The organism is Roseburia sp. 1XD42-69 (assembly GCF_003612565.1).
Lineage (GTDB): Bacteria > Bacillota > Clostridia > Lachnospirales > Lachnospiraceae > Roseburia_B.
In genome coordinates this window covers 64,011-87,687 of record NZ_RAZG01000007.1, presented here as the reverse complement: position 1 = coordinate 87,687, position 23,677 = coordinate 64,011, and the positions used below count along the sequence as shown (strand labels likewise).

At 46.7% G+C, this 23,677-nt stretch carries 30 protein-coding genes; all 30 read right to left on the bottom strand.

Translation table 11 applies throughout. The features are described from left to right. Window positions 1-8: 8 nt before the first annotated feature. Entirely contained in the window at window positions 9-1,064 is a 1,056-nt protein-coding gene (locus D7Y06_RS27875; RefSeq protein WP_120406816.1) for an N-acetylmuramoyl-L-alanine amidase, read from the bottom strand. Window positions 1,065-1,076: 12 nt separating this feature from the next. Further along, window positions 1,077-1,451: a hypothetical protein gene (locus D7Y06_RS05435; protein WP_120406815.1), complete on the bottom strand. Its 375-nt coding sequence runs from the start codon at window positions 1,449-1,451 to the stop codon at window positions 1,077-1,079. Window positions 1,452-1,466: 15 nt separating this feature from the next. Then, entirely contained in the window at window positions 1,467-1,778 is a 312-nt protein-coding gene (locus D7Y06_RS05430; RefSeq protein ID WP_120406814.1) for a branched-chain amino acid ABC transporter permease, read from the bottom strand. 5 nt (window positions 1,779-1,783) lie between these two features. After that, window positions 1,784-2,860, bottom strand: coding sequence for a reverse transcriptase domain-containing protein (locus tag D7Y06_RS05425; RefSeq protein WP_120406813.1), 1,077 nt, complete (start codon window positions 2,858-2,860; stop codon window positions 1,784-1,786). A gap of 367 nt (window positions 2,861-3,227) precedes the next feature. Then, entirely contained in the window at window positions 3,228-3,644 is a 417-nt protein-coding gene (gene avd, locus D7Y06_RS05420) for a diversity-generating retroelement protein Avd (RefSeq protein WP_120406812.1), read from the bottom strand. 75 nt (window positions 3,645-3,719) lie between these two features. Beyond that, window positions 3,720-4,766 (bottom strand): hypothetical protein, encoded by a 1,047-nt coding sequence (locus D7Y06_RS05415; protein ID WP_120406811.1) that lies wholly within the window; start codon window positions 4,764-4,766, stop codon window positions 3,720-3,722. A gap of 25 nt (window positions 4,767-4,791) precedes the next feature. Next, window positions 4,792-5,142 (bottom strand): hypothetical protein, encoded by a 351-nt coding sequence (locus D7Y06_RS05410; RefSeq protein WP_120406810.1) that lies wholly within the window; start codon window positions 5,140-5,142, stop codon window positions 4,792-4,794. Next, window positions 5,142-5,318, bottom strand: coding sequence for a hypothetical protein (locus D7Y06_RS26450; RefSeq protein WP_199714634.1), 177 nt, complete (start codon window positions 5,316-5,318; stop codon window positions 5,142-5,144). Before D7Y06_RS26450 ends, D7Y06_RS05410 begins: the two co-directional genes overlap by 1 nt. Then, window positions 5,318-5,812 carry a hypothetical protein gene (locus tag D7Y06_RS05405; protein WP_120406809.1) on the bottom strand — a complete coding sequence of 165 codons (495 nt, stop codon included), beginning with the start codon at window positions 5,810-5,812 and terminating at the stop codon, window positions 5,318-5,320. The genes D7Y06_RS26450 and D7Y06_RS05405 overlap by 1 nt, the downstream gene beginning before the upstream one ends. 5 nt (window positions 5,813-5,817) lie before the next feature. Beyond that, complete coding sequence (locus D7Y06_RS05400) at window positions 5,818-6,123, bottom strand: hypothetical protein (RefSeq protein WP_120406808.1); 306 nt, start codon at window positions 6,121-6,123, stop codon at window positions 5,818-5,820. A gap of 20 nt (window positions 6,124-6,143) precedes the next feature. Beyond that, the gene (locus D7Y06_RS05395) at window positions 6,144-7,358 is read right to left on the bottom strand and encodes a phage tail protein I (protein WP_120406807.1); all 1,215 of its coding nucleotides are present in this window, start codon (window positions 7,356-7,358) and stop codon (window positions 6,144-6,146) included. After that, on the bottom strand, window positions 7,351-8,496 hold the full coding sequence (locus D7Y06_RS05390; protein WP_120406806.1) for a baseplate assembly protein: 1,146 nt from the start codon (window positions 8,494-8,496) through the stop codon (window positions 7,351-7,353). The genes D7Y06_RS05395 and D7Y06_RS05390 overlap by 8 nt, the downstream gene beginning before the upstream one ends. Continuing rightward, window positions 8,462-8,803 carry a hypothetical protein gene (locus D7Y06_RS05385; RefSeq protein WP_120406805.1) on the bottom strand — a complete coding sequence of 114 codons (342 nt, stop codon included), beginning with the start codon at window positions 8,801-8,803 and terminating at the stop codon, window positions 8,462-8,464. Before D7Y06_RS05385 ends, D7Y06_RS05390 begins: the two co-directional genes overlap by 35 nt. Before the next feature lie 6 nt (window positions 8,804-8,809). Then, window positions 8,810-9,208 carry a phage tail protein gene (locus D7Y06_RS05380; RefSeq protein WP_120406804.1) on the bottom strand — a complete coding sequence of 133 codons (399 nt, stop codon included), beginning with the start codon at window positions 9,206-9,208 and terminating at the stop codon, window positions 8,810-8,812. Then, window positions 9,208-9,510, bottom strand: coding sequence for a hypothetical protein (locus D7Y06_RS05375; protein ID WP_243119113.1), 303 nt, complete (start codon window positions 9,508-9,510; stop codon window positions 9,208-9,210). Before D7Y06_RS05375 ends, D7Y06_RS05380 begins: the two co-directional genes overlap by 1 nt. Then, entirely contained in the window at window positions 9,511-10,836 is a 1,326-nt protein-coding gene (locus tag D7Y06_RS05370; protein ID WP_243119112.1) for a phage late control D family protein, read from the bottom strand. It lies immediately after the preceding gene. Further along, a complete protein-coding gene (locus tag D7Y06_RS05365) occupies window positions 10,829-11,053 on the bottom strand; it encodes a tail protein X (RefSeq protein WP_120406803.1) in 225 nt (74 codons plus the stop codon). The genes D7Y06_RS05370 and D7Y06_RS05365 overlap by 8 nt, the downstream gene beginning before the upstream one ends. Then, entirely contained in the window at window positions 11,046-14,165 is a 3,120-nt protein-coding gene (locus D7Y06_RS05360) for a phage tail tape measure protein (protein WP_120406802.1), read from the bottom strand. Before D7Y06_RS05360 ends, D7Y06_RS05365 begins: the two co-directional genes overlap by 8 nt. A gap of 159 nt (window positions 14,166-14,324) precedes the next feature. After that, on the bottom strand, window positions 14,325-14,705 hold the full coding sequence (locus D7Y06_RS05355) for a phage tail assembly protein (RefSeq protein ID WP_120406801.1): 381 nt from the start codon (window positions 14,703-14,705) through the stop codon (window positions 14,325-14,327). A gap of 55 nt (window positions 14,706-14,760) precedes the next feature. Beyond that, window positions 14,761-15,279 carry a phage major tail tube protein gene (locus D7Y06_RS05350; RefSeq protein ID WP_120406800.1) on the bottom strand — a complete coding sequence of 173 codons (519 nt, stop codon included), beginning with the start codon at window positions 15,277-15,279 and terminating at the stop codon, window positions 14,761-14,763. Between the two features lie 14 nt (window positions 15,280-15,293). After that, a complete protein-coding gene (locus D7Y06_RS05345; RefSeq protein WP_120406799.1) occupies window positions 15,294-16,757 on the bottom strand; it encodes a phage tail sheath family protein in 1,464 nt (487 codons plus the stop codon). Window positions 16,758-16,759: 2 nt separating this feature from the next. Continuing rightward, window positions 16,760-17,122 (bottom strand): hypothetical protein, encoded by a 363-nt coding sequence (locus tag D7Y06_RS05340; RefSeq protein ID WP_120406798.1) that lies wholly within the window; start codon window positions 17,120-17,122, stop codon window positions 16,760-16,762. A gap of 13 nt (window positions 17,123-17,135) precedes the next feature. Continuing rightward, window positions 17,136-17,609, bottom strand: a complete 474-nt coding sequence (locus tag D7Y06_RS05335; protein ID WP_120406797.1) for a hypothetical protein — start codon at window positions 17,607-17,609, stop codon at window positions 17,136-17,138. A gap of 2 nt (window positions 17,610-17,611) precedes the next feature. Further along, a complete protein-coding gene (locus tag D7Y06_RS05330) occupies window positions 17,612-18,226 on the bottom strand; it encodes a hypothetical protein (protein WP_120406796.1) in 615 nt (204 codons plus the stop codon). Continuing rightward, window positions 18,226-18,564, bottom strand: coding sequence for a hypothetical protein (locus D7Y06_RS05325; protein ID WP_120406795.1), 339 nt, complete (start codon window positions 18,562-18,564; stop codon window positions 18,226-18,228). Before D7Y06_RS05325 ends, D7Y06_RS05330 begins: the two co-directional genes overlap by 1 nt. Window positions 18,565-18,579: 15 nt before the next feature. Then, window positions 18,580-19,635 carry a major capsid protein gene (locus D7Y06_RS05320; RefSeq protein ID WP_120406794.1) on the bottom strand — a complete coding sequence of 352 codons (1,056 nt, stop codon included), beginning with the start codon at window positions 19,633-19,635 and terminating at the stop codon, window positions 18,580-18,582. A 24-nt stretch (window positions 19,636-19,659) separates the two neighbouring features. Then, window positions 19,660-20,049 carry a hypothetical protein gene (locus D7Y06_RS05315; RefSeq protein WP_120406793.1) on the bottom strand — a complete coding sequence of 130 codons (390 nt, stop codon included), beginning with the start codon at window positions 20,047-20,049 and terminating at the stop codon, window positions 19,660-19,662. A 19-nt stretch (window positions 20,050-20,068) separates the two neighbouring features. Then, window positions 20,069-21,283, bottom strand: a complete 1,215-nt coding sequence (locus D7Y06_RS05310) for a head maturation protease, ClpP-related (RefSeq protein WP_243119110.1) — start codon at window positions 21,281-21,283, stop codon at window positions 20,069-20,071. Beyond that, window positions 21,174-22,796: a phage portal protein gene (locus D7Y06_RS05305; RefSeq protein ID WP_243119107.1), complete on the bottom strand. Its 1,623-nt coding sequence runs from the start codon at window positions 22,794-22,796 to the stop codon at window positions 21,174-21,176. Before D7Y06_RS05305 ends, D7Y06_RS05310 begins: the two co-directional genes overlap by 110 nt. A gap of 133 nt (window positions 22,797-22,929) precedes the next feature. Beyond that, the gene (locus tag D7Y06_RS05300) at window positions 22,930-23,478 is read right to left on the bottom strand and encodes a hypothetical protein (RefSeq protein ID WP_120406791.1); all 549 of its coding nucleotides are present in this window, start codon (window positions 23,476-23,478) and stop codon (window positions 22,930-22,932) included. Window positions 23,479-23,677 lie beyond the last annotated feature (199 nt).

Sequence of the window (23,677 nt, the reverse complement as noted above, 5' to 3'; positions counted from 1 at the left end):
TGTACCTCCTATTTCTTTACGCTTGCCTTGTCAACCCAACCGTAAACGCCCTTTCCGTCCTGCGATATGCAATGATACGGGTGTGTACCCTTTTCATTGATTGCCGTTACCTCACAACGGCTTGATACGTTTTTGGTCGTGGCTGCCTGTGCTGCCGTAGAGGACTTGTAGACCGGTCCCCCTATGAATGTTACCGTATCGCCCTTTGAAACGCTTTTAGGGGCGTTTCCTGCGGTCGTGGATACCTCTTTTACAGATTCCGCATTGACCCAACCGTAAACGCCTTTCCCGTCCTGCGATATGCAATGATACGGGTGTGTACCTTTGAGGTTTACGGCGGTCACTTCGCACTTGCTTGTTATGCCCTTGTTTACGGTCGCCTGTGCTGCCGTAGAGGACTTATAGACCGGTCCCCCTGTGAATGTTACCGTATCGCCCTTTGAAACGCTTTTAGGGGCGTTTCCTGCGTTCTGTTCCGTTCCGCCTGCCGTTGCGTTTCCTCCCATAGCTTTCTTAATATCCCTGCGGAATTGTGCCATAGTCAAGCCGTACTTATTCCAAATATGTTCTACGTCGCCGTGGTTGCTTGCAATCCCCCTTTTGTGGCCCTCGGAATGTGAAATAATAACGCCGTCCTTTTCCGGGTCAAGGCTATACTGCTTGCAGAGGTAAGCGAAAAGCTCTACCGCCGTCCTGTACGTCTTGGCTACAAAATCCTTGGTTGCTGCCGGGTTTAAATCCTTAAAGCTGCTTCCGCCTGTGTACTGAATCGTGTCCGGCTCTGTCATTTCTACGCCGATATGGGTATTGTTTCCGCTTCCGTTGCTTCCGCTTCCGCAATGCCACCCCCTGCGATTCCACGGCAACAACTGTAATACCGTTCCGTCCGCCTGTAATACTGCGTGTACGCATACATTGGCGTTTGCGTTATTCCAGTTATTCGCAAATACGGACGCTCTCGGCTGCGGACAACCTACGGAATGAATCATAAGGCCCTTTACCGTAATTGTCCGTCCGCAAGTGTAACACGGATTCTTGGTTACAATGTTCTGCTTAATATTCATGGTGTTACCCTCCTATAACGTGATATTGTTTAAATCAACGGAAATATCCTTTGTTTCCTCCGGGTATCCCTGCTTGATTTTAATAATGTTTTCTGCCTTGGCTTTCCAACAATACAAGGCAATTACCGTAGTTGTCGGGGTTGCTATGTATGTGGCAAGTACCCCGAATTGTGAGTAGTCTATAAGCGTCACTCTGATACCGATATACAGACCCACAAAGTAAGTAAAAAGGACTGCCACCAATACAACCTTTGTAAAGGTCGGCTTTCCTCTTTTCTTTGCCGATTCCCTTTTAAAAAGCTGTTTCCTGTTGGCAATCCTAAATAACAGATAAAATATAAGGAATCCAAGGACAACGCCAAGGATTCCGCACAAAATATACTTCATTCAGTTTTCGCCCTCCTAATCCTCCTGCCCGTGTGCCTTTTGGTTTATGTGTTTCTCCACTTTCCCGATTGCTTCGGTCACGGGGCCGTTGCACCCCTGCTCTTTCAGACCCTTTAAGCAGGCAAGCACGGCATAGGTAAGCAGGCACATTTCGTCATTAAGCTGTTTCAAGTTTTCTTTGTCCTGCTTTCTCAATTCCTCTATGTCCTTTGTCTGCTTATCCTGCTGCTGAAACCACTTGACAACCTTATATGCAACGGTCCCGATTGTGATTAAAGCGCCCAATACGCCCGCAACGGTTATTATTGTTGATGAATCAATGTACATCCCGGCTACTCCTTTCTGATAAAAAGACGGTTAAGGCTCTGCCTCATGCCGTAGCTGTTGCAATGTGACAATATGCCCCGGTATGACGCTATCGCACGTTCCATTTTCTCCCTGCTCTCTTCCCCGTCTTCCACCTTTTCTACATAATGTTTCATGCTCCGCTTGATTTTTAACGCCGTTTTCTTCTTTAATCGGCGGTGCGTGGCCCATATGCGGAATCCTACAAAATCAATCCCCATGCTGCAAGGTCTGATTGCCGTTTTATTATTGAGATTCAAGCGTAGGTTTTCATCAAGGAAAATGCGTAAATCCTCCTTAACCTGTGCAAGATACTTTTTATCGTGATGTAAAATAATAATGTCGTCCATATACCGTATGTAGTAATGCAACCCCAACTCATGCTTTGCGTACTGGTCTACCTCGTTAAGGTAGATATTTGCGAACATTTGAGAGGTAAGGTTGCCTATCGGCATACCCTTATTGCCTAACCTGTCCTCTACCTCTACTTCGTCCGGCTCTTTTCCTATTGGCAAGCCAAATTTTGTAGTTTCGCAATTTATGATTTTCTCTAACAGATTAAGCAACCTTTTATCCTTTATCCGGCGGCCCAATATTTTTAATAGTATCTCATGGTCTACCCTGTAAAAATACTTGGATATATCCATTTTGAGGTAATAGTACCGCTCCGGCTTCCTTTCCGTTTGCCGTAGCCAATACTGTAACTTGTCGGCTGCCTTATGCGTTCCTTTCCCCTGCCTGCAAGCGTAGGAATCGGAAATAAAGGTTTTCTCGTAGAGTGGGAAAAGCTGCTGATATATCGCCCATTGTACTATCCTGTCTTTGAACGGCAAGGACATAATCAACCGCTTTTTCGGCTCAAACACATAGAAACTATGGTATCTCCCCACTTCATACGTTTCATAGATTAGCTGATTCTGAATCTCTATTAAATGCTCTTCGTAGTTACGGTTGAAACTCAATACATCCTCCCTATACCTCTTTCCCCTCCGTGCCTTTTCCCAAGCCTTATGCAGATTTTCAAAATCGTATATTTTCTCATAGATATTTTTGATACTGTGCATTTGCAACCTCTGATTCTTATAAAATTTTGCCGTACAAACCTACTAAGTTTTTAACCCTTTCGGACGTGACAAATATAAATCTTTTCGGCTTACGCTTACTAACTGTCTTTACGGCAATACAATCTTTTTCCCGGAATGTCCGGGAATGGAAAACAACCCCTTAACCCTTTTTGCACTGTCCTTACGGTCGTAACCGTAAGGCTTCTTGGCATAGGGGCAGAGCGGAGCGGAAACCCACGTTGTCGTTAGAGTTGGAACGGGGATTATTCAAGTTGAGGGCGGACGGTCCCGAATTGGACGTATTGTTGAAACTCGACCCCCGGATAGGCAGCCACCTATACAAATGTGATTGTTTCCCAATGTATTTTTATTTCTGCTTCTCCCTGCTGTTTACCCACTCCATATAACCGCCAATCATACAACCGATTTCGTTTACCTTTTTAATCCATACTTCCCAAGTATGGAAGTCCAAACAAGGCTTTTGTTTTGGGTATAGGTTCGGGTCTTTCGCAAGTCTTAGCAGATTCCTTAATACATCTATTTCAATATCCAAATCCTGCAAGGTCGTTTTCTTGTGATATTTCTTTTCAAGCCGTACCGCCATTTCCAACGCCGTATACATTGATTCCCTTATTTTGCCTGCCAGTACATACCTTTCAGTCTTTGGAAAGTCTTTTAAGGCAGGGTTGCCGTATAATATCATTTCGTAGATTTTCTCTTTTATATGGAAAATCCCGTTTCCGTTGCTGGTTCCGGTCCCCTGCGTTCCCTGCTTCTCTTCCATGTTCCCCCTGCCTTGCTGATATATTTTTTCAAAGGGTGTGCTACCGCACACCCTATCAGTTTATCAGTATTCAGTTTACAGTTCGCAAAAAGCGGAGCGGAAACCCACGTCGACGAAAGAGTAGGAACGGGGATCATGCAAGCAGAGGGCGGACGGCCCCGAATAGGACGCAGAGTTGAAACTCGACCCCCGGAAAGGCAGCCTTTCGCCGTGATTCCGCATCCAAATATGGTCGTTTCCGTATCCTGTAATTCCACTGTCCGGGAATACCCCCAACGCTATTAACAGTTTCGGGATAGTTACCCCACTTGCTGCCGTAAGCGTCTTGAACGGAATATATCTATATGTATCCCCACTTGTCGGATACTGCACTGTTGTATTGATTCTGATTCCTGCGGTTGCACTCGTTTGGTCTATCTTTAAAGTGCCTGCCGTACCCGGTGCAACCAATGAGCCGTTAGGCATGATTGCTTTCCAAAGGGTGCTGTCCTCGGACATATCGCAATCAAGTTTCATGCAGTTACCGTAGGGGATAATCTGAATTTCCCCATTCATAAGGCGGAATCCGCCGGTCCACTCCCACACATTGCCGTTAAGGTCTGCAATGCCCGACATATCGTGATTGTGATACCATGTAGGGCCACCGCTGCCCGTAAGCGTCCGCCCTGTTTCTCCCTGCGGTTGTATTCCATGCTCGTAGGCGTGGTAATAATCCTTTCCGTAGTTGGTGTTTCCGTGCGGTACGGTCCCCATTTTCTGCGATAACAGATTAAGCACGGCAAAAATGCCCGTCTGATTCAAATGCCAACCGTTGCCCTTTGCCTTGCAGGCTGCTACCGCTTGGTCGAAAGTAATGTAATTCCTCGGCAACTTCATACCCAAGGAATACGCCCGGTCATTCTCCACGATATTAGCAAACTTGGAAACATAGATAGCTTCCTTTTCCTCGCCGTCCACAATGAAAAACGGCAATACTTCCTCCGTACCGCCCGTGATAATGTCGGAATACTTCATCTTGGGAACGCCTACCATAATGGACGGCATACCAATATCATCATAGATAACCTTGTTTCCTGCCCCAAACTGTGCTACCGCACCCTGTAAATCGTCAAAATTTGCCATTGTATATTATCCTCCTTAAATCAGATTAGATTAACGCCCATAATGTCAACGTGCATTTCTTCATGTCAAACGGCAACGGGTTCTTTTCCATAACCGGGTTGCCGTCCTCATCCTGCTTCCCCGTGTCCGTAATCTCATATTCACGGGCGGGGATTGTGACCTGTGCCACATATTCCGTAGAGGACGTATTGACCCCGACCGTCAAGCCGTTTTCCTTGTCCTTGCAAATGTCAAGCGTTGTTTCATAGTCACGCTGCCGGGTTTTCAGATTTACCATAAGTTCATCTTCTCCAAAGATGATTTTCGTACCCGATACCTCGTAGGGGATTTTCCCGCCCTCGTTCTTCTCAACCACAATAATCTTAGCTGCTGCCATTACCTTTTACCTCCCATTCTCTGTAATTCCTTGTACGCTTCCTCGGAACGTACTGCAATATGCTCGGCTGCTTCCCTCTGTGCTACGGTCGCCCTGCCACCGCCCACGCCGTAGGCGTTCAATACCGCTGCCGTCTGTGCCTTTCTTTCCGCACTTTTGATAATCACGTTTGCCATTATGCGTAACCTCCCTGTACGGTGCATTTTACGGATACTTCCTTGGCGGCCCCGGTAAACTCAATCTTAAAACCGTTCAACTGCTTATCGGTTATCTTGATTTCCCCTATCCCGCCTGCGTCCTCCGTGCTTGATTCCACGAATACGGTATAGTCCAAATTGCCCCTCGGTGTTTTGAGTGCAAGGGTCTTTTTGGAATTGTTGAAAGGGTACTCTTTGGAATTGGTTAAGGTCGTTTCGATAATCTCTCCTGCCAATCCCTCAACCTTGCTTTCCACCGCCCCGACCTTTAACATAGCAAGTCCGGCAACCTCCCCGGCTGCCAAAATACGCTGCTCCATATCGTTAAAGTTCTTTGCGTTCTGTGGTGTACCCTCCTGTATTACCTCGCCCTCTACCGCTTCATGGGTTATCGTGCCGTCTGCGTTGTTGATTTCCTTGTAACGGTTGCTAAACTGCGTTACATGGTCTTTCCAAATCTTGAATAATCCCATTTCCGCTATTCCTCCTTAAAGTTGAAACTAAAGCGGTACAGTACGCCCTGCTGCACCCCTTTTAACTTGATTGCTTCGGTTTTTTCCGCCCACAATTTATTACCAATATCGTACAACTGAATCTTGGTTATCGTGGTGGCCCCCGATACCTCCGGCGTAATCGGTATGCTTAGTGCTACCCTGCCGTCCGGCAAGCGTTCCCGGCTGACAATCTCCGCTTTATGCAGCACACCCTCATACTCGACCTTTGCGTATGCAATGTTTGTTTCAATGAATTTCTTGAAACTCTCAAAGGCTCTTTCTGTAAGCATTTCCTTAATCTCCTTTACTTTTATTTGCTTAACCGATTAGCACCGCAACGCTTGACCTCGTATTGGTAACTGTCGGTGTCTGCCGTCTGTGCTATGCCTTTTACCCCCTGTGCCGTTTCTACGGCCCTTTCCGGCTTCGTGCCTGCGGTTGCATTTCCCGTTGTCGGCGTTTCGTATCCGTACCCTGCGGTATCGGAATCCGCCACGACTTCCGCCGTCTGCCCCGAAAATACAACATTTCTTTTCGGCTTCGTGCCTGTAAAGGCATTTTCAAATACATAGGCTTCTAAATCCGCTTCCCCCACCGCCTGCACGTCCACGGAATCAAATAAAATATTTCTGTCCGGCTTCGTGCCTGCCAAATCGGAATCGAATTTATACCCCTGCCCTGCTGCCGTTGCCGTCACTCCCTCGCTCCCTGCACCGCCTACGGTGTCTATGTATGGGGTTGTGCCTGCTTTGGCTTTTCCTGTCTGATTGCTCGTAAACGGATAACCTTTCGTGTCCGAATCGGTCACAATCTCGCTATCCTGCGTGGAAAACACTATATTTCTGTCCGGCTTCGTGCCGGCCCTTACGGCTTCGGCTATATACCCTGCTGCCCTTACGTTTATGCTGATAACCGCATTTTCTACCGCCCCCTCCGTGTTCCTGTATGGCTCTGTTCCTGCCCTTAACTGCCCTGTCATAGGCGTAGAAAATAAAAAATACTCCGTGCGTGGCATTACTACCACACAAATAGAGCATTGGTAATATAATCCGTCCAAATGAGCCGTAAGACGCTTGTATATGTCAACCGTCTTTACAATCTCGTCATAGTCTGCTGCAACCCTTGAATTTGTGGTATCAAGCACTATGCGGAAACAATACGGCTTTCCGTTGTATGAAAACCATTCCTCAATTTCGCTCTGTGGGTGTATCCCTCCTAACGCCCTTTCTACCGCTGCCTTAGTTCCTAATTTTTGGTGTACCCTTACGCTGTCCTTTATGATTGCCCTTTTTGCTTCTATCGGGTAGTCGTAATCGTACCAATCCACATGCAAATCATAGGCTAATACGTCAAGCCACGTTTCCGATAAGCTGTCTATATTCGCATATATGACGTTCTTTTCTGCTTCCCATGCGGATATATGCAATTCCTCCGCAACCAACCGCCCCAAGGCAAGCATTTTTTCATCTTTTTTCAATGCAGGCGGAAAGGACAGTAAAAAATCTGCCGTTTTAATATCATTCATCTTCCACACCCCCGAAAGATATATTGCAATCCCTTATGACCGCAACGCTTCCCTTTGGAATTGTCGTAAATGCAGGCTTTGTAATCTCCACCCTTTTAATGCCGGATTCCATAAGCATAGCATTAAAATAGGACGGGTTAATATCCCGCCCCATTTTAGAGGTCTGCCATAATATGTAATTTTCCTCCGCCAAGTCAACGGCCCTTTTGATTTCCTTTGTGCTTGCCGATTTATCCCTTGATATATAATAAACCGCTTCAATGTCAAATGGTATCGTGGTAGGTGCTGCCACTATTACCTTATCTGTCATTGGTCTAATATCGTCTGCACTCAAATACTCCTGTACCCTGTCTATCAATTCCTTGTCCGGCAACTCCCCACCGTATAGCATGATTCTAATATCCGCTATTCCGGGTTCCGGGCTTTCCGCCGAAACATCACTTATTTGTGAGGATACCGACTTGGCATGATAAATATAGCTTCCACGGGGTCCGGCGGTTGTGTATGATTCCTCGCTTTCCCTCATGCGGTTATAAAATGCCGTATCGCTTTCCTCTTCGCTCCCTCCTGCCGTCACGGTCGTATTTGATACCTCTTTGAAATACAGAAATTCATCTGATACTAATTTGTTTACCTGTCCGGGTACAAAGTCATTCCCTGCCGTTCCTGCGGTCGTGCATACTGCCTTTACCTCTGCGTAGCTTTCGCCCGCCTTGAATATCAGATAATCCGTTGTGGCAAAGTTTATAAAACCGTCTACGGTTACTTCCAGTGTGTCCGTTATTATGTAATCCTGCTCTAAAGTCGTGGTAATGTAGAATCCAAGCGTTGTACTCGCTGCGGTCGGCTGCAATCTGTAAGTGTTATGGAAAATCTCACTAAGGGAATCCAAGTTTTTACCTACCGCATACCTTGGAAGATTCTGCTTTGCAGATTCATTTATCTGTACCCTCTCCTGCACTAATACACTTGCAAGCCATAATATGAACGCCCTTACCGGGTCTGCCGGGTAAAGCGTCCTGCCCGTGATTTCCTCGTACCCTGCTATAAGTTTATTTACCAACGCTTCCGTGTTGGTATCCACAAACTCGACTTCGGGAAGATTACTCGGTATATTCCTCTTTTTCGTATTCTCCATTTATTTCTACCTCCACTATCGGCTTTAATATGCCCCTTTCATAATCCGCCTTAAAATCTATGTTTGTGATTTCCGCCCTCGGCTCGTATTCCTCGGTCTTATCGTAAATGTCCGTTGTCGCTAATGCCTTGGCTGCTTCTATCGGCTTATCTATGTATGTGGCGTTTAATCCCAATGCCCGGTCTAACGGTACATCATATTCCAATGAGGAATACAAAAACCAAAGATTCTGTATTACTTCCTCTTCCACCGTTCCGGGTGCAAGGTTTATATTTTCCTTTTCCGTTGTGTCTATGACGTACCCCATACAACCCTACCTTTCCGGGTATTCCTCTAATGATACCTTGCTTTCCGCAATCAATAGATTCCCTTTATTGTCGAACCTCTTATAACCTTTGGAATGTGACGTAATAACCCATTTCGTGCCGTATTTCTTGCCACCTATAACCAAAGTAAGTATTTTCCCCTGCTTGCGGTACTTATCTATTTTTTCCTGCATTGTCTTAGGGTTTACCCCAAGAAATGCGGACAGATACATGGAAAAACTCGCCGTGTCCGTATCATTGTACTGAAATTCCAACAACGGCTTTTTGTTATGCCTTGTATGCTTTGCGTAATTGGTCTTGCTTTCAATCTGCAATCCATCAAACGTCTGTACCGTTTTTTCAGACACTTTAAAAACAATGTCGCCAAGCGTTCCTACCTGTGCCATTAGATACCTCCCAATATAAAGCCGTCGCCCTCCCCATCCGGCTTAAACAAGCACAAAACCCATTGCCCTACTTTGGGTATCCACGGCTTTATTTCAACCTCGCAATCCGCCGGGCAGCTTCCACTTTTAATTTTTATTTCCGCCTTTGGCGGATTCTGCACTATCTTTAAATCCCCCGTCACTATTCCCTGGTCCTGTATCTTTACCCTCGCCGTCATTGCCCCGGCGTTCACGCTGCTTACAATCCCGACCCTCACAATATCCTTTAATTCCTGCATATCGTTATCATCAAACTGCTGCAATCAATATCCCTCCAAACAACTACGCAATTTTATCTGTACTTTGTAACCGCCCGTGATATTATGCGTTGCCTGCTCTACAATGTATTTTCCGTTAAATTCCCCATACCCATATACCCTAACCGTGATTCCTGCCACATAATCCACGTCGCCCACAAGCGTAAATTCTGCCGTTGTTTCCCCTTTATTCTTGGCTCTTAGGGATTTCCTCGCTAACTCCTTGGCTTCCGCCACGCTTGACACTTTCCGTTTTACTTCCAGTGTTTGACCGTCTGAATTGGCGTTTTCCGGCGTATAGGTTGCTTCTATGGTTTCCTTTGTGTTCGGGTCTGTATAAATGACGTGGCAGGACGAATAGGCGGTATCCGCCGTTTTCGTGGTAAAATTATAGCTTATGATATTTCCCTTTCCTGCTTTTATCTTTTTTACCTCTGCCTTTTTCTCAAAGTCCGCTGCGTCAAATAATACGATTGTCTTTGACGTGACTTTTAAGGATATTCCCGCCCTTTTGCACATCTTTTTCAGAAATGCAATGTCCGTCATGTTTACCTGTTCTTTCCGCTTGTAAACCGGGTTAGCGTTTGACAGATACATAAGTTTCATATTGCTTCGTTTGGCTATCTTCTCCGCCATATTTTTAAGGGTCGTATTCTCCCATTGCCTGTTATACTTCGTCTGCCTTAATTTTGCCTTATAAGGGATTGACGTAGCCTTTATTGTCAGCTTTTGGGGCGGCCCCGAATAGTTTACGCTGTCAATCTCAAAAACCCCGCAATCCAATACCTTATCCTTTCCGTCCGAATATGGGTTTTTCTGAATAACCATAGCGTGTATTTCCGTACCCTTAAATGCTCTTTTCTCGGATACCTTGGTTGTTTTGGTCGTTGTGACCGTTTCGCCCTCAACGTCTGAAGCATTGACCCAACCGTAGACCCTCGCCCCGTCCTGTGATATAAGGTGGTAGGGGTGGGCGTTTGAATTTGCTATCGTACATTTACATTTACTTGCACCCCTTGTAACGGTCGGTGCTGCTGCCATTGAGGATATGTATACCGGTCCCCCCTTAAACTGCACGATATTACCTACCTTTATTTCCCCCTGCGTGGTAACTGTTTCCGTCTTGGTCTGTGCTGCCTTATTTGTGTTTAACCAATCCTTAATCCATTTACCCTCTCTATCGTCAAGCGATATAGAAATATCGTCCGTTTCGTCCTCTTCCTTGTCCGTAAAAGAAAGGGATAGCAGATATTTTGAAAGGTCCTTTGAAATATCCCTGCCCTTGAAATAGAGTTTTACCGCCGTCCGCCTTGCTAATGTCCTGTCACTCATTTACCGCCACCCCTCCTTTCTTCCACGGTGGCAGGGAATCGGATACCTCCAACGTGATTTCCGGCAAGGTCAAAATGACCCCTGCCGGAAAAATAAAGGTATCCTTATGCTCTAAATTCGCCTTAATCAGAGTATCCATATACATTTCGTTTCCCCATACCTTGTAGGCTACCGTATCCCATGTATCCCCCGATTTCGTGGTATATGTATCAAGCATAAGCTACCCTGCCCTCCTGTTCTCTCTGCTCTTTTAGAATCGTGCGTATGATTTCCCGCAACTTCTCTAAAAATTCCTCGTCATACTGCTGTAACTGCTCTTTGATTCCGCTTGTATCCCCTCCGCCTGCTACTGTCACGCTTGGGGAATTTGTAACGTGAATCGTGATTGTACCCGCCCCTCCTGCGGTGGCGTTTACATTGTTCGCCGTGTTGAGGTTTCCGGCTTGTGCCATGTTGTTAAATATCTGCCCCGTCTGTGCTGCGGTAAATACTTTACGGTTGGCAGCGTCCGTTATCAACTCCGGCCCGTTCTCGCCTGCTATAAAAGTGCTTGGTGTCCTATTCGTACCTTTTGCAAATCCCGGTATTTCTGGTATGTTGATACCCATACCGCCGATTCCCGGCACCCAATCCGGCACTTTCAGCTTGTTAAGTCCACGGATAACCGTGTTTATTACAGATACGATTACCTTAAACGGTGCTTTGAAAATCTCTCCTAATCCGCTGAATACACCGCTAAAAATACTCTTGATTCCCTCCCAAGCCTGCGACCAATTCCCGGTAAATACTCCCGTGATAAAGTCAATCAATCCTTGGAATACCTGCATAACACTACTTACAATGTTTGCTATGCTCTGTAATGCCGTTCCTAGCACATTTGCGAAAATCTCCGCCACCAACTGTATAACAGGTATCAACGCCTGCAAAAGCTGTTGTAGCACGGGCAATATTGCCTGTATGATGTTTTGGAAAATCGGCACTATCGTATTAAGCAGGCTGATGAACACTGGTAATACTGCGTCCACAATCTGCATGATGATAGGTAAAAGCGTCTGTATCAACTGAATAATAACAGGCAAAACCGCCTGTATAATCTGTACCAAAACTGGCACAATGGTATTGACTAATTGGATAAAGACGGGCAGAACGCTTTGTACTATCTGCAATACCAAAGGCAGGATAGCAGATATAAGTTGTACGATAACGGGCAGGATTTCCGCTATTAGTGACGCAAGCACCGTAATAACCGCACTTAACAACTCGCCCAAAACCGGGAGAATTGCCGTCACAAGCTGCCCGATAAGCGGTAGTATCTGCATAAACAAATCTGCAATCATTGGCAGGATAGGAAGCAACCCAGTCTGCAATGTGTTTATGATTGTTGGCAGAATACTTTTAAGGGTGTCAAGCACCCCCGAACCGCTCGCAAAAAATGCGTCCTTTATCGCCGTTCCGACCTGGGTAATGATTCCCCAAAGTTTATCGAATACGGCTAACCCCTCATCTCCGAAAGTCTTTTGTATAAACCCTCGTACCTGTTCTAAGTGGGTGGATACATAATAAATCGCACCGCCCACCGCTGCAATCACTCCGACCAAAGGGGCAACCTTTGTAAGGATTCCTCCAAACCCTCCGCCCATGTTGCTTAGATATTTCGTGATACCCAAGCCTTTAATCATTGTAAAAGCCTTTTGAACGGACAGGATACCGCCTTTTACCTGTAAAAATCCAAGTTTGGCTATCAATCCGCCCGCTTTCAAACCTACTAAGCCTGCTGCCACTTTTGCAACCGTGGCTATGACCTGTGGGTTTTCCTGTGCAAACTCCGAAAATTTTGTTACTACTTCCGATACCTTGTCGGCAACCATTCCAACATACGGCAAAAGCATATCGCCTAATACCGTTCCAAGGTTGGAAATGCTGTTTTTCGCCTTTGCTACCTTTGTTTCCGTGGTATCCATCATCTTGGCGTATGCTTCCTCTGTCGCACCGCAAGAATCAAGCATACCCTGTACGCTCTCATTAAAGGAATCCACGCCGTCCGCCATTAAGGACAACGCTGCTTTCCCTGCTTCCGAACTGCCGAACATATCGGACAGTGACATACCGCTGCTTTCCGCCCCGTCTTTGACTATCTGCAATACGTCCGCCAAGGAAGAACCGCTTGCCATTAACTCCTTAAACGACTTTCCCGTTTTCTCCCTCAACAATTTATCCGTAGTGCTTCCCGTCTTGCCTAACTCGTTCAACATACCATTCATGTACGTTGTGGCTTCGGCGGTTGCTATACCTTTTGCGGTCAGCTTTTCATATCCTGCACAAATCTGCTCCAACGCTACATTGTTTGCGTTGGCTGTCGGTATGATTTTACCCATGCTGCTTGCCAATTCGCCTACGGTTGTTTTACCTTTGTTCTGCGTATTGATAAGCATATCGGAAACGTCCGTTACCTTTTCCGCTTCCATGCCGTAAGCGTTCAGAATGGTGCTAAGAACGTCTACCGCCTGTGCCGATTCTGCGAATCCTGCGGTAGATAGTTTTGTGGCGTTGGTAACAAACCCTACTGCGTCTGCCGTATCCTGCCCTGCTGAAATTGCACTGTATACGTCCTCCGCAAGGTCATTTACGCTTTTCCCCGTTTCGTTGGATAAAGCTATAATTTCCTGCCGTAGCTGTGCCAACGGTACTACGTTTGTATCCGCAATGGTCCCGACTTTCGCCATTGACTGCTGAAATTCCTGTGCGTTTTTCACGGGGCCGGCATAAATGGCAGCGCCAATAGCCGTAACCGTTCCAATCAGACCGCCCAACTGTGCCTTTGTCTGTGAAATAGCCTGCTTATTGGCTGCCTGCTTTTCTGTAATCTCCTGTACCTTTTTCTGCGTCTGCTCCAAACGCTCGTACTGCTGCCGTAACCCCTCCGTATCACGCCCCAAGTTGTCGGTATTTACCCCGGCTTCCCGTAAGGTATCGCTTAATTCCTGTAACCTTTCCTCTTCCCTTGCCGTTGCGTCCTCGGCTTTCTGCAAGGCTCTTTCATTCGCCTGTAACTGCCGTGTGAGTTCCGGCGTTGCCTGCCCGGTTTCCTCGATTTCCCTTGTAAGCCGTTCATGCTCCGCCTGCAACTCATTTACCCTTGCCCTGCTTTTGGCTACTGCGTTCTGCTGTTTCTGATATGCGGATACGTCCTTTAATTTCTGGTCCGCACTCCGTAAATCATTTTGCAGGGCGTTCATGGTCTTAGACGCATTTTTAAAGGATTGCGAAAAGTTCGGCCCCAGTCTTGCGGTCAACTGAAATAGTAACTCAAACTGTTTAGCTGCTGCCACTTCCCGCTCCTTTCTTCTGCTCTTCGACAATCTCGTTATACTCGGCAATCCAAGAATCTAATTCCCTTGGTGTCCGGCTTAACCAAAATTCTAACCCGGTATGCGTTTCCTTGGATAACAGTAGGCTATTTCGTTTAAACCATTTGATAGGATTCTGCCTTAGAATCCCGTGCTTATTAAAAAATCCCTGCTCTTATTCTTGATTTTCCCAAAATCACGGATAGGCATATGAGCGATAACGTCACTTCCTACCCCTGCTGCCTTGGCTGCCAAGCGGTAAAGGAATGAGGTTGAAATTTCCGGGGATAATGCGTATTCCCCGACCGCTGCCATTTCGTTTTCAATGGCTACAAGGTCGTCGCCTATCAGTTTTTCAAAGTCGAAAACCAACCTTGTATAGGTCTTTTCCTCGAATATGTACGGCTTCGTAAACTCATGCACATACGCCCCCTCCGGCGTGTCCGAATCGGTCACAACTTTAACCGCTTCCTTTGTTTCCTCTGCTGCCTGCTCGTTTGCTGTTTTCTTAATATCTTCCATTTTCTAATCCTCCATAATCTGATTTTAGGCAGGAAAAAAGCACGGCTTCCCGTGCTTACTTTCCAAGTGCCTTTCTTACATCCGCCAAGTAGTCCTTTCCGTTCACAAAATAGATATAATTCAGCGGGTCAATTTCAAGCATTTTCTTACCGTCAATGTATGTAGCGTAGTATGAGGTCGCATATTCCCCGCTTACCTCCGCTGCGCTCGCCGTAGCCACCTTTCCGGGGTTAAGTTTCTTGGGGGTCAGTACCAAAATGTGCTTAACCCTCACTACCTCCGTTGTGCCTTTTACGGTATCTTTCTGCTGCTGTGCTGCCCTTAAATCAATGTTGTGCTGTCTAGGCTCATTTAATTTAATGGCGTTCTTTGTTACGGTTCTGAAATTGAAAGTGGTTGTCATTGCTTCGATTGCACCCAAGATAACGGATTCAATCTTACCGCCAATGCCTGCCCCGCTGATTTCCTCGGTAATGTTGGAAATTTCGGGCAACGCCACCTCCGACAACCCCATATACTCGGTTGCGTCCTCATACACCGCAAACCCTATTACGGTTTCGTCAATCTTCGGCATATCCTCTTACCTCCTTATGCTGCGAATAGATTTTCAAGGTAACTTATGTCATATTCAAGGACAAAATCAAGTTCCTTGGCAGGACTAGGCGGGGTAAGGTAAATGTGGAAATGAGCGATACCCGCCATTAAATCCGTGTCGGTATTCTCTTCCTCCAAAAACTCAATACGCCCTCCTAAAATTACCTCTTCTGCCATTAGACCGTTAAGCCAAAGGTTAAGGCTCTGTACCACGGATTCTATCAAGCGTCTGTTTAATTTCCTGTCAACCTTATTCCACACGGAAAGGATAACAGAATTTGCCACCCAACCGAACATACGGCTTACGCAATAGAAATAATCCGTCACGTCCGTATTGGCAGGATAGCAGGCGGTTTCATTTCCCCAAGACACATAACCGCCCATGAGGTTTAACCCTGTTATGATACCCTGTGAGTTGAGGTAGTTCGCCTTGGTAAGGTCTAACAGTACCTCCGTTCCGTCCGCTAACGCCATGCCGTCAATCTGCAAGGTCTTATTGCTTGCCGATTCACACGGCGTACCCTTTCCCAAATCTTCGTTAGCGTCCGTTGCCGACATACTCCCGGCAAGGTGTGTAGAATAATGGTACAGTTTACCCCCAAGCGTCAGCATGGGCCACGCCAACAACTCGGACGGCTGCGTAATGTTGTTCTTATTCTTCCACTCCACCGCTTCCGTGTATGTCGTGGCTTCCGTTGTGTCAACGTCAATAATCGCTTTCCCCACAAACAAGCCGTTTATGTTCTCCGCCTTGGCTGCCATGATTGTAGCTACTTCGCTGTCATGGGAAAAATTGGGGGCAAGGAAAAGCGTAGGTATAACCCGGTATTTCGGGAAAACGGAATCCACCAACTCAAAGCCTTTTGATTTCTTCGTTGCGGTATCATATCCGCCGATAACGTCCGCTTTTGTAACCTTGGACGGGTCCACGGCGTTAAACTTGATATTGAGTTTTGCGGTGTCAGACGTGATTTTTCCGCCCTCGATACGCTCCAAACGTAAAACGCCGTCCGTATAGATAAGGTCGTAATCAATCCCCCTGCCGTAATCCTCGGTCAATTCTTCCTCTCCGTTGTACCCCCTCACAACCACGGAATCCGCCAACGCTTCAAACGGCAAATCCGTAACGCCTGCTGCCAAGGTCATATCCTCCGTGTTTTCCCCTGTCAAATGCTTTGCAGGGTCCAGGACATTGACCATGACAATAGGCCCATTCTGATAAAGCCGGAAACTTGCATAGATTTCCTCGCAAATATCGTATTTCTTCCAATCCTCGCTATATCCCATTGCCTGTACTGCTTCGGCGTAGGAATGTGCTAAAATCGGCTCGTTTACCGCACCGCCTACCGTATGGGCGGGGGCAGCACCTACGATAAAATGAATACTGCTGTCTGCGGTAACAGGCGTTGAAACTGTCGTAGCCTGCTTACTCGCTTTCGCTCCATGATAATAAGCCATTCTTAACCCTCCTTATTCCTGCTTGACAGGCTCAAAACGTCATTGTAATACTTGTTAAGTAACGTGCCTGCCTTTCTTACCTTTGCCTTGTTTACTGCAAGGCTTTCCGTTGCCACGATAAGCAACCTTACCTGTGGAATCTTTTCCAAAGTGTCCTTTAAATGCTCTTCGACACTCTCACGGCTCCCGGAAAATATGGTATTCTCCACTAAGCCGGTCCTTGTGGTCGGCCCGATATAGATAAATCTACCCTCTGTGGCTTCCGTATTTGCCGTTTCCTGCCCCTTTTCTGCTTTGGGGGTAGGATTTACCGCCTTTTCATTTTCAACCGCCTTTTCGGCGGTTGTACGCTTTCCTGCTGCCATTCCGGCTACCTCCTTACTCCAAATACTGCCTTACGTTCCTTTCCGCTTTCTGCATTTCCCAAATAGTCATCATTTCTCCAATCTGGTATACCTCCAAATCATCATCATACAAAATTGATTCAATCGGCTTTTGGCAGGAATAGCGGTTGTCTATTACAACATCCTCCAATAGCTTCGTTTCAATCCTCGTAAGAAGATTCAGACATTGTATGTAATTCTCCTGCTTATCCTCGGAAAAGGTCACGCAAATAATACGCACCCTGCATACGCTTTCTTCATCATCCGTTTTCTTTGTGAGAAGTTTTAAGAGTATGTAGGGTGCTGCTTTTTTCTCCGCTTCCTTGTCGGGCAGATTGCCTATAAAGGTTTTTGGCGGTCGCTCTCCTGCTTCGGTCCCATTTTCCGGGACCCTTGCGACCAACAACATATCCTTTGTGATTTCCTCGCAATATGCTTTCAAGGATTCCAATAATTCCAACGGTGTCATTATCAACCTCCGCCCTTATTCAATAGCCTTTCTATTTCGTGGTCTATCCTTTGGTTTATTACCTCGTTTACCCTTTCTTCCACGGTCTGCATAACTTCATCATTGCCGACCATCTGCGGTACTGCCGGGGACAACAATTCTTTCAGTTTTTCCGTGTGCTTGTTTTGACCGCTCCCACGGCTTGCCGAATATTCCCCCGATTTCCTTTCAAAGATACCGATATGCCCCGATTTCATTTGCTGCACGAAAACATTGTTTTCCCTGCCAAACTTTACAAGGCTGCTCGCTTTCAATACCGCTGCACTTGGGGTCTTTTTCCGCTTCGGCGTGTTCGGGGATACTTTGAATCTGATAAGCGGTATCACTCCGCCGGAATACTCAATACTCCCTACGATTCCGTCGCCCCCTTGGCTTACGCTGTTATACTTCATATACCCCCGGCTGTTAAAATCCCCTGCCGATATGTGGTAAGTCTGCCTAACCGCCTTTCCCGCTGCCGTCTTTCCTGCCATTAACCCCCTTGTCAATGCAGGCTTTAATACCTTTTTGTCGGCATTTTCAACCCCTTCAAGTATGGCGTGTATCCTGTTTATGGTCTGTTCTGATACCTCAATCATTACTCGTCAAACCTTTCCAAGTCTATGATTAACTCGTTATACTCGTTTAGGACGCTTGCCACCGTGAAAAGTTCGTTTTCAAGGTAAAACCTCGCCCCCTGCCTTGGCTCTTTCCCCATATCGCTTAAACGGACCCGGATAACCGTATACCTCCCATAAATACCCTCTGCATGGTCGCCCCCTGCTGCATTTCGTTCCTTTGTTTCCTCCGAATCGAATATAACAGGAATATTTTTTACGATACCGTCATACTTGACCCGTTTGACCTGTGCAAATTCCTCCGTATTGTAAAAGGTTGTATCCAAATCCTTATCAAGCATTTCCTTAAAATTCTTCATGGGTTGCCACCGCCTTTAGCAGACGGTAGCAATAAACCAAGAATCCACCTCATGCGGTACGCAAAGAGGGGCAGCGGACAACTGCAAGAAACGCCGTGCCGGGCGTCTTTCTACCCACTGTTCGGGGATTCTTGACCCCTCGACAACCGCAATCGTCTTTCCTGCTTCGTCCACGATACCGACCGCCCCATAGTACATGGAATAATTAGCTTCCGTGGATAAAAGGGCAACGATATTAGCAGGCAGCAACGGCTTATCCTCCGGCTTCGCTTTGTTCGTCCAGTTATCAAGATACCACTCGTTATAGGTGTAAATATCCATTGCTATTTCATGGATAGTACCGATATAAGTAGCACCGTTAGGCAATTCTTTAGGTGCAATTACCGCAACCTCAAAACGCCTTACGTCAAGCACTTTCTGTACTTCCTCGTCCTGCAAGAACGCTTCCAGTGCGTCCGACCCCATAAGGCAGATATTACAGTTTACAAAACCCGTTTTCTGCACCTGCTTACGCCATGCCTTTAACTGTGCAATCTTACCGCCTTTCTTGGTTTTCCAACTGTCGGCGGTTTTAAGCGTTTCCTTGTTCGTAAACTGAAAATCTATTTCCTCCTGTATCGCCTTTCCGTCCTTGTCAAGAATCGGGATTTTGCCCGTAAATAATGACTGGCAGCACATCCATTCTTCCCGGCGTGTAATCATTTCGTCCAACTCGGTAAAATCACGCTGCATTTTCTCAACCGCCCTCTGATTGGGGGATTTACCGTTATAAAGGCTCTCGCCGGGTGTCCTCTTCAAAATATCGTCCACGGTCGTAATCTTGTTGGGTGCTACAAGTGGCGGTTCGTAGGTATTGGTCTGAAAACCCTCGTTGTCGATTGTTGCCCCGCCAATCTTCTTATGTACGAAAGGGGCCAACTGCCGATTTCCTTTTTTAAAGTCAACGTCAATTTTCTGCGTATCGAATGTTTCGGTATTGCGGAAAAAGGTTGACTTGATGAAAGTATGCACTTTCGGCATACGCTCCACTAACTTCCCCATTGTCCGGGGGTCGTAAATACTGATTGCCATAGTTTTTTATCTCCTTTTCTGCTCTTATTCTGTCTTGCTTTCCTCTGCACCTCCGCTTGTGGCTACTGCGTTTTCCGTATCCACTAAGAAGATACACAGCTTTCTAAACGGTGCTTTAAAATCCGCTGCCGTAGTTCCTGCGGGTACTTCGATTGAATCCCCGAAAAACTCCCCTGTAAGGTAGATTACTACCTCCTGCCCTGCGTCTGCGTTCTCTGCTGCCAATCCGTAGACATTTGCCACCGTATCAGACGTGACGGCTTTTAATTTGCCGTCCGTACCAAGCACAACGGGCATAAGTTCCAAGATTGTTTCGCCCTCTGCCACTGTGCCCGAATCGGTCACAACGGGGTAATCCCCTGCGTGTACCATTTTGGGGTTGTAACTTCCCAACAACTCTTTTCCTGCTGCCATTTTTCTTTACCTCCTGCTGTTATTTTGTTTCCGGGTACAACTTGTCGATAAGGTCGCCGTAAGGGTCCTCTTCCTCTCCGTTATGCCCTTTGTTCGGTGCGGGTGTAACGTCCTTTACGCCGGAATCGTTTATATCGTCCTCACGGTCATTCAGAAACGACTTGCCCGCCTTTTTCTGTGCTGCCACAATCTGCATAGCGAACGCTTCGGCACTTACAGGCTCTTCATATTTCGCCTTGTTTGCCATATCCTCGAATCCGGGCAGGGTAATTTCATCAATCGCCTTTATCCTTGCCCTCTCTGCGTCCACGGCTGCGGTCTGGTCCGTTCCGCCCATGCCTGCCATAATCTCATTTTTATAGGCATTGGCTACCTCTGGGTGGTCTTTTTTCAACTCTTCCAATGTCATTTTTTTATCCTCCTTGCTGTTTTCTGCATTGGGTTTATTATTATGGCTATTGGCATAGCCTAATAATCCTTTTGGCACGGTATGGAATCCGCTGATACTGATAGGGATTGAATTAACAATTACCTTTTCTGCGTCCTCTACCTCCGTCTGTACCTCCGTAAACATGACTGCTGTACAAAATCCGGCTTCTACCGCTTCCTGCCCCGTGTACCATGTTTCATCTGTCATAAGGCTTTTTATTTCGCCCTCGGACTTATCCGATACCGTCATATAGCAATTAACGATTGATTGTTTTATGGTTTCCAGTTCGTCCGCTATCTTTTTCAGTTCGTCCGCCTTGTAATACCCTAATACGCCTGCTGCCGGGTCGTGTATCATAAAGATACCGCCTACCGATATTTCGATTGTATCGCCTGCCATAGCTATAATCGTGGCTGCGGACGCACACCAACCGTCAATCTTGACCGTTATTTTCGCCTTATGCTCTTTTAACCGGGTGTAAATGGCTACCGCTGCGAAAACGTCGCCACCGCCCGAATTGATACGCACGGTAATTTCTTCAACCGCCCCCAAGGTTTTAAGGTCGTTGTTAAACTCCGCCGGGGTTATCTCGTCCCCGTACCAAGAATAATCCGATATTTCGCCGTATAAGAGAAGTTCGGCGGTGTTCCCCTCTTGGCTTGCCACAAAATCCCAAAACCTGTGTATCTCGCTTTTATTCCTCGGTTTCTTCCTCTGCTGCGTCCTGTCTGTCTGCGTCTTTGTCGGGGTCTGATTCCATATCCCCGTTATCCGCATTGGCTTCCTGCCTTTTCTGCCCTGCATTTCCTCTAACCTCCTTTAACAATTCTTCCTCACGCTTGCGCTGCTTTATATTCCTGTAAAAGTCCGTGCCTGTAAGTTCTGCCGTTTCCCTCTGCCGTGTAGAAAAACCGCCCTCTACCCTTAGTTCTGCTGCTTCAACCTCTTTTTTCGGGTCTAACTGCCTCATGCCCGGACCGTTCCACTCTGCGGTACAGTATGCGTGTTTAATAATCGGGTCATTGAAAAAGCCGGGGGCGTTTACCCTGCCTTTCGCCACGGCTTCGCTCAACCATTCCTCATAGATTGGTTGGCAGAAGTCCGCCACGAACCACGCCCGGTACATCTTGATAACCTCGAAAAACTCCAATATAGCGGCCCTTGACGCTGAATAATTGTTGCTAAACGCCATAATGAGGATTTCGTAGGGTATCTCCAAGGCTGCCCCAATCTGCTTAATTACCGCCATTACAAAGGGGTCAAAGTTCGGGTTGGGTCTGCCCGGATTTACCATGTTTGCCTTTTCGCCCTCCCCAAGGTCAATTACCGCTCCGGGGGCAAGTTCTATACTGTTTTCGTCCTCTGCGTCTACTTGCATTTCGTCCGGCACGGATTCCCCAAGCGGTATATCATCACTCGCCCCCTCCTTTTCAATGAATACCGTAAACAATCCATTGATAACGGCTGCTAATACCTCTGCGTCCGTATACCGTCCAAGCTGCTTTATGGTTTCAATAACAGGGGATAAAAAAGGAACGCCCCGGACCTGCCCGATACGCTCCCGATTCATAACGTGTATTGCGTTCCTCCTGCCTGTTTTCTCTCCAAACGCCTTTACCCTTACCCACTCCCTCGGCTGCCTGTCTTGGAATGAAAGAGGGTGGAATTTTGAGATATGATAGGCTACCACTTCCCCGGCATTGTTCTTTTCCACTCCCTCGCAAAATAAAGGGTTTACCCTCTCTGCGTCCGGGGTGCTTACCCTGTCAGCTTCCACAAGTTCAATCCTTAAATCGTAAATACTCCCGATTCTCTTTGTGGTTGTCATAAGTGCAAAGGAATCCCCACTAAGCAGGGCATTGAGTAACGCCAACTGCTGCAACTGATAAAAATTATCTATCCGCTCAATATCGCAATTTTCAGATTCCGCCCAATGTGCAAACTCCCTTTCTATCGTTTCCTCTAACTCCCTTGCTTCCTCCTGCGTTATCCCTAAAAATTCCTCGTTGATTGTGCTTTTAAGGTGCAACCCCGTACCTACTGCATTTGTCCTAAGCCGTTTTACCGCCCCTGTGGCAATGTTTGACCCTCCGCAATATAAATCCCTGCTTCTCTGCCGTAACGTGTCTACATGCTCTTCTATGTCCTCTCTGTGGCTTCCTCCGCCATGCGTCCACCCTATAACGGCTTTCTTGGTGGAATTTGCCCCATAGTTCCCATATCCGCTATTGATTAGGCTTAACCTCTGCCTTGCAACCTCTCTTTTCAATGCCCTTTCGGGGGAAATTGCATTTACCGCCCTGTCTAACCAATTCACAACGCCCTTACCTCCTTTCCGTGCTACAATCTTTCGCATGAAAAAAGCACCTTAGAAACGTCTGTGCGTTTCCTTTGGTGCTTTTGCTATTTTATATAATATCATAAAAAATCGGGCAATGGCGGGCAATCTTTTATTTTCTTTCCTCGTAGGTGTAAACCCCCGAATTATCGGGCGTTATATCCCCTATTACCTCTTCTGTCCTGCCCTCATTATCTATTTTCCCATACTCCGCTACGTTTTCCATTGAGCCTACAAAACAAATCCCCGTGCCGTCATTACAGACAATCGTAAACCAATTATAACCGCTGTCTTTTACTACGGTATCCGCAAATTCCTTAAAATCTTCCTGCGTGACGTTCTGCAGGTCCTCCTTGCCGATTTCAATATAGGCTCTTTCCCCTATCTTTTCCGTTCCGCTTCCGTTCATTACCTCCGCCGTCTTTACCTTTGCCTGCGTCAGAGGGTTTTTATGTACCGCCGGGTAAATCTGCTCTGTACCCTGCATTACCGTATCTACGGCATTGTCCTTTAAGGTCACTTCCAACTGCAATAAACCGGCCCATACTGTATAGACGTTATCGCCTTTTCCCTTGAAAACATACTGTGTCTTTTCATCTACGCCACATTCCGTAACAAGGATAGTAAAGACGCTATCCGCTTCCTCCTGTGACAATCCCATAGTGCTTTTTATGGTTCCTATGGAATCCTCGTAAAACTCGTATTCCGCTTTCAGATTTTCGGATAAGTCAGAAGTGTTTACCCCCCCCCCCCGAACAAGCGTTCAGTGTCAGCATTACGGCGGTGGCGACCGCCAAAACAGAAAACTTTTTCATGTCCTTATTACCTCCTAAAATTTTTTCTCCATTATACCACGTCCG

What these genes read in the sequence shown, in the direction of transcription:
- D7Y06_RS26450 (WP_199714634.1), bottom strand. Translation starts at nt 5,318, where the DNA reads ATGGCAAACGTGATTATCAAAAGTGCGGAAAGAAAGGCACAGACGGCA.
- D7Y06_RS05300 (WP_120406791.1), bottom strand. Translation starts at nt 23,478, where the DNA reads ATGGGATTGTCACAGGAGGAAGCGGATAGCGTCTTTACTATCCTTGTT.
- D7Y06_RS05355 (WP_120406801.1), bottom strand. Translation starts at nt 14,705, where the DNA reads ATGGAAGATATTAAGAAAACAGCAAACGAGCAGGCAGCAGAGGAAACA.
- D7Y06_RS05310 (WP_243119110.1), bottom strand. Translation starts at nt 21,283, where the DNA reads ATGCAGGGCAGAAAAGGCAGGAAGCCAATGCGGATAACGGGGATATGG.
- avd (WP_120406812.1), bottom strand. Translation starts at nt 3,644, where the DNA reads ATGGAAGAGAAGCAGGGAACGCAGGGGACCGGAACCAGCAACGGAAAC.
- D7Y06_RS05415 (WP_120406811.1), bottom strand. Translation starts at nt 4,766, where the DNA reads ATGGCAAATTTTGACGATTTACAGGGTGCGGTAGCACAGTTTGGGGCA.
- D7Y06_RS27875 (WP_120406816.1), bottom strand. Translation starts at nt 1,064, where the DNA reads ATGAATATTAAGCAGAACATTGTAACCAAGAATCCGTGTTACACTTGC.
- D7Y06_RS05435 (WP_120406815.1), bottom strand. Translation starts at nt 1,451, where the DNA reads ATGAAGTATATTTTGTGCGGAATCCTTGGCGTTGTCCTTGGATTCCTT.
- D7Y06_RS05315 (WP_120406793.1), bottom strand. Translation starts at nt 20,049, where the DNA reads ATGGCAGCAGGAAAAGAGTTGTTGGGAAGTTACAACCCCAAAATGGTA.
- D7Y06_RS05325 (WP_120406795.1), bottom strand. Translation starts at nt 18,564, where the DNA reads ATGAAGAATTTTAAGGAAATGCTTGATAAGGATTTGGATACAACCTTT.
- D7Y06_RS05400 (WP_120406808.1), bottom strand. Translation starts at nt 6,123, where the DNA reads ATGCTTACAGAAAGAGCCTTTGAGAGTTTCAAGAAATTCATTGAAACA.
- D7Y06_RS05380 (WP_120406804.1), bottom strand. Translation starts at nt 9,208, where the DNA reads ATGGCACAGGTAGGAACGCTTGGCGACATTGTTTTTAAAGTGTCTGAA.
- D7Y06_RS05345 (WP_120406799.1), bottom strand. Translation starts at nt 16,757, where the DNA reads ATGGCTTATTATCATGGAGCGAAAGCGAGTAAGCAGGCTACGACAGTT.
- D7Y06_RS05335 (WP_120406797.1), bottom strand. Translation starts at nt 17,609, where the DNA reads ATGACACCGTTGGAATTATTGGAATCCTTGAAAGCATATTGCGAGGAA.
- D7Y06_RS05320 (WP_120406794.1), bottom strand. Translation starts at nt 19,635, where the DNA reads ATGGCAATCAGTATTTACGACCCCCGGACAATGGGGAAGTTAGTGGAG.
- D7Y06_RS05370 (WP_243119112.1), bottom strand. Translation starts at nt 10,836, where the DNA reads ATGAGTGACAGGACATTAGCAAGGCGGACGGCGGTAAAACTCTATTTC.
- D7Y06_RS05330 (WP_120406796.1), bottom strand. Translation starts at nt 18,226, where the DNA reads ATGATTGAGGTATCAGAACAGACCATAAACAGGATACACGCCATACTT.
- D7Y06_RS05340 (WP_120406798.1), bottom strand. Translation starts at nt 17,122, where the DNA reads ATGGCAGCAGGAAAGCGTACAACCGCCGAAAAGGCGGTTGAAAATGAA.
- D7Y06_RS05365 (WP_120406803.1), bottom strand. Translation starts at nt 11,053, where the DNA reads ATGCTTGATACATATACCACGAAATCGGGGGATACATGGGATACGGTA.
- D7Y06_RS05395 (WP_120406807.1), bottom strand. Translation starts at nt 7,358, where the DNA reads ATGAATGATATTAAAACGGCAGATTTTTTACTGTCCTTTCCGCCTGCA.
- D7Y06_RS05385 (WP_120406805.1), bottom strand. Translation starts at nt 8,803, where the DNA reads ATGGGGTACGTCATAGACACAACGGAAAAGGAAAATATAAACCTTGCA.
- D7Y06_RS05425 (WP_120406813.1), bottom strand. Translation starts at nt 2,860, where the DNA reads ATGCACAGTATCAAAAATATCTATGAGAAAATATACGATTTTGAAAAT.
- D7Y06_RS05410 (WP_120406810.1), bottom strand. Translation starts at nt 5,142, where the DNA reads ATGGCAGCAGCTAAGATTATTGTGGTTGAGAAGAACGAGGGCGGGAAA.
- D7Y06_RS05350 (WP_120406800.1), bottom strand. Translation starts at nt 15,279, where the DNA reads ATGCCGAAGATTGACGAAACCGTAATAGGGTTTGCGGTGTATGAGGAC.
- D7Y06_RS05390 (WP_120406806.1), bottom strand. Translation starts at nt 8,496, where the DNA reads ATGGAGAATACGAAAAAGAGGAATATACCGAGTAATCTTCCCGAAGTC.
- D7Y06_RS05405 (WP_120406809.1), bottom strand. Translation starts at nt 5,812, where the DNA reads ATGGGATTATTCAAGATTTGGAAAGACCATGTAACGCAGTTTAGCAAC.
- D7Y06_RS05430 (WP_120406814.1), bottom strand. Translation starts at nt 1,778, where the DNA reads ATGTACATTGATTCATCAACAATAATAACCGTTGCGGGCGTATTGGGC.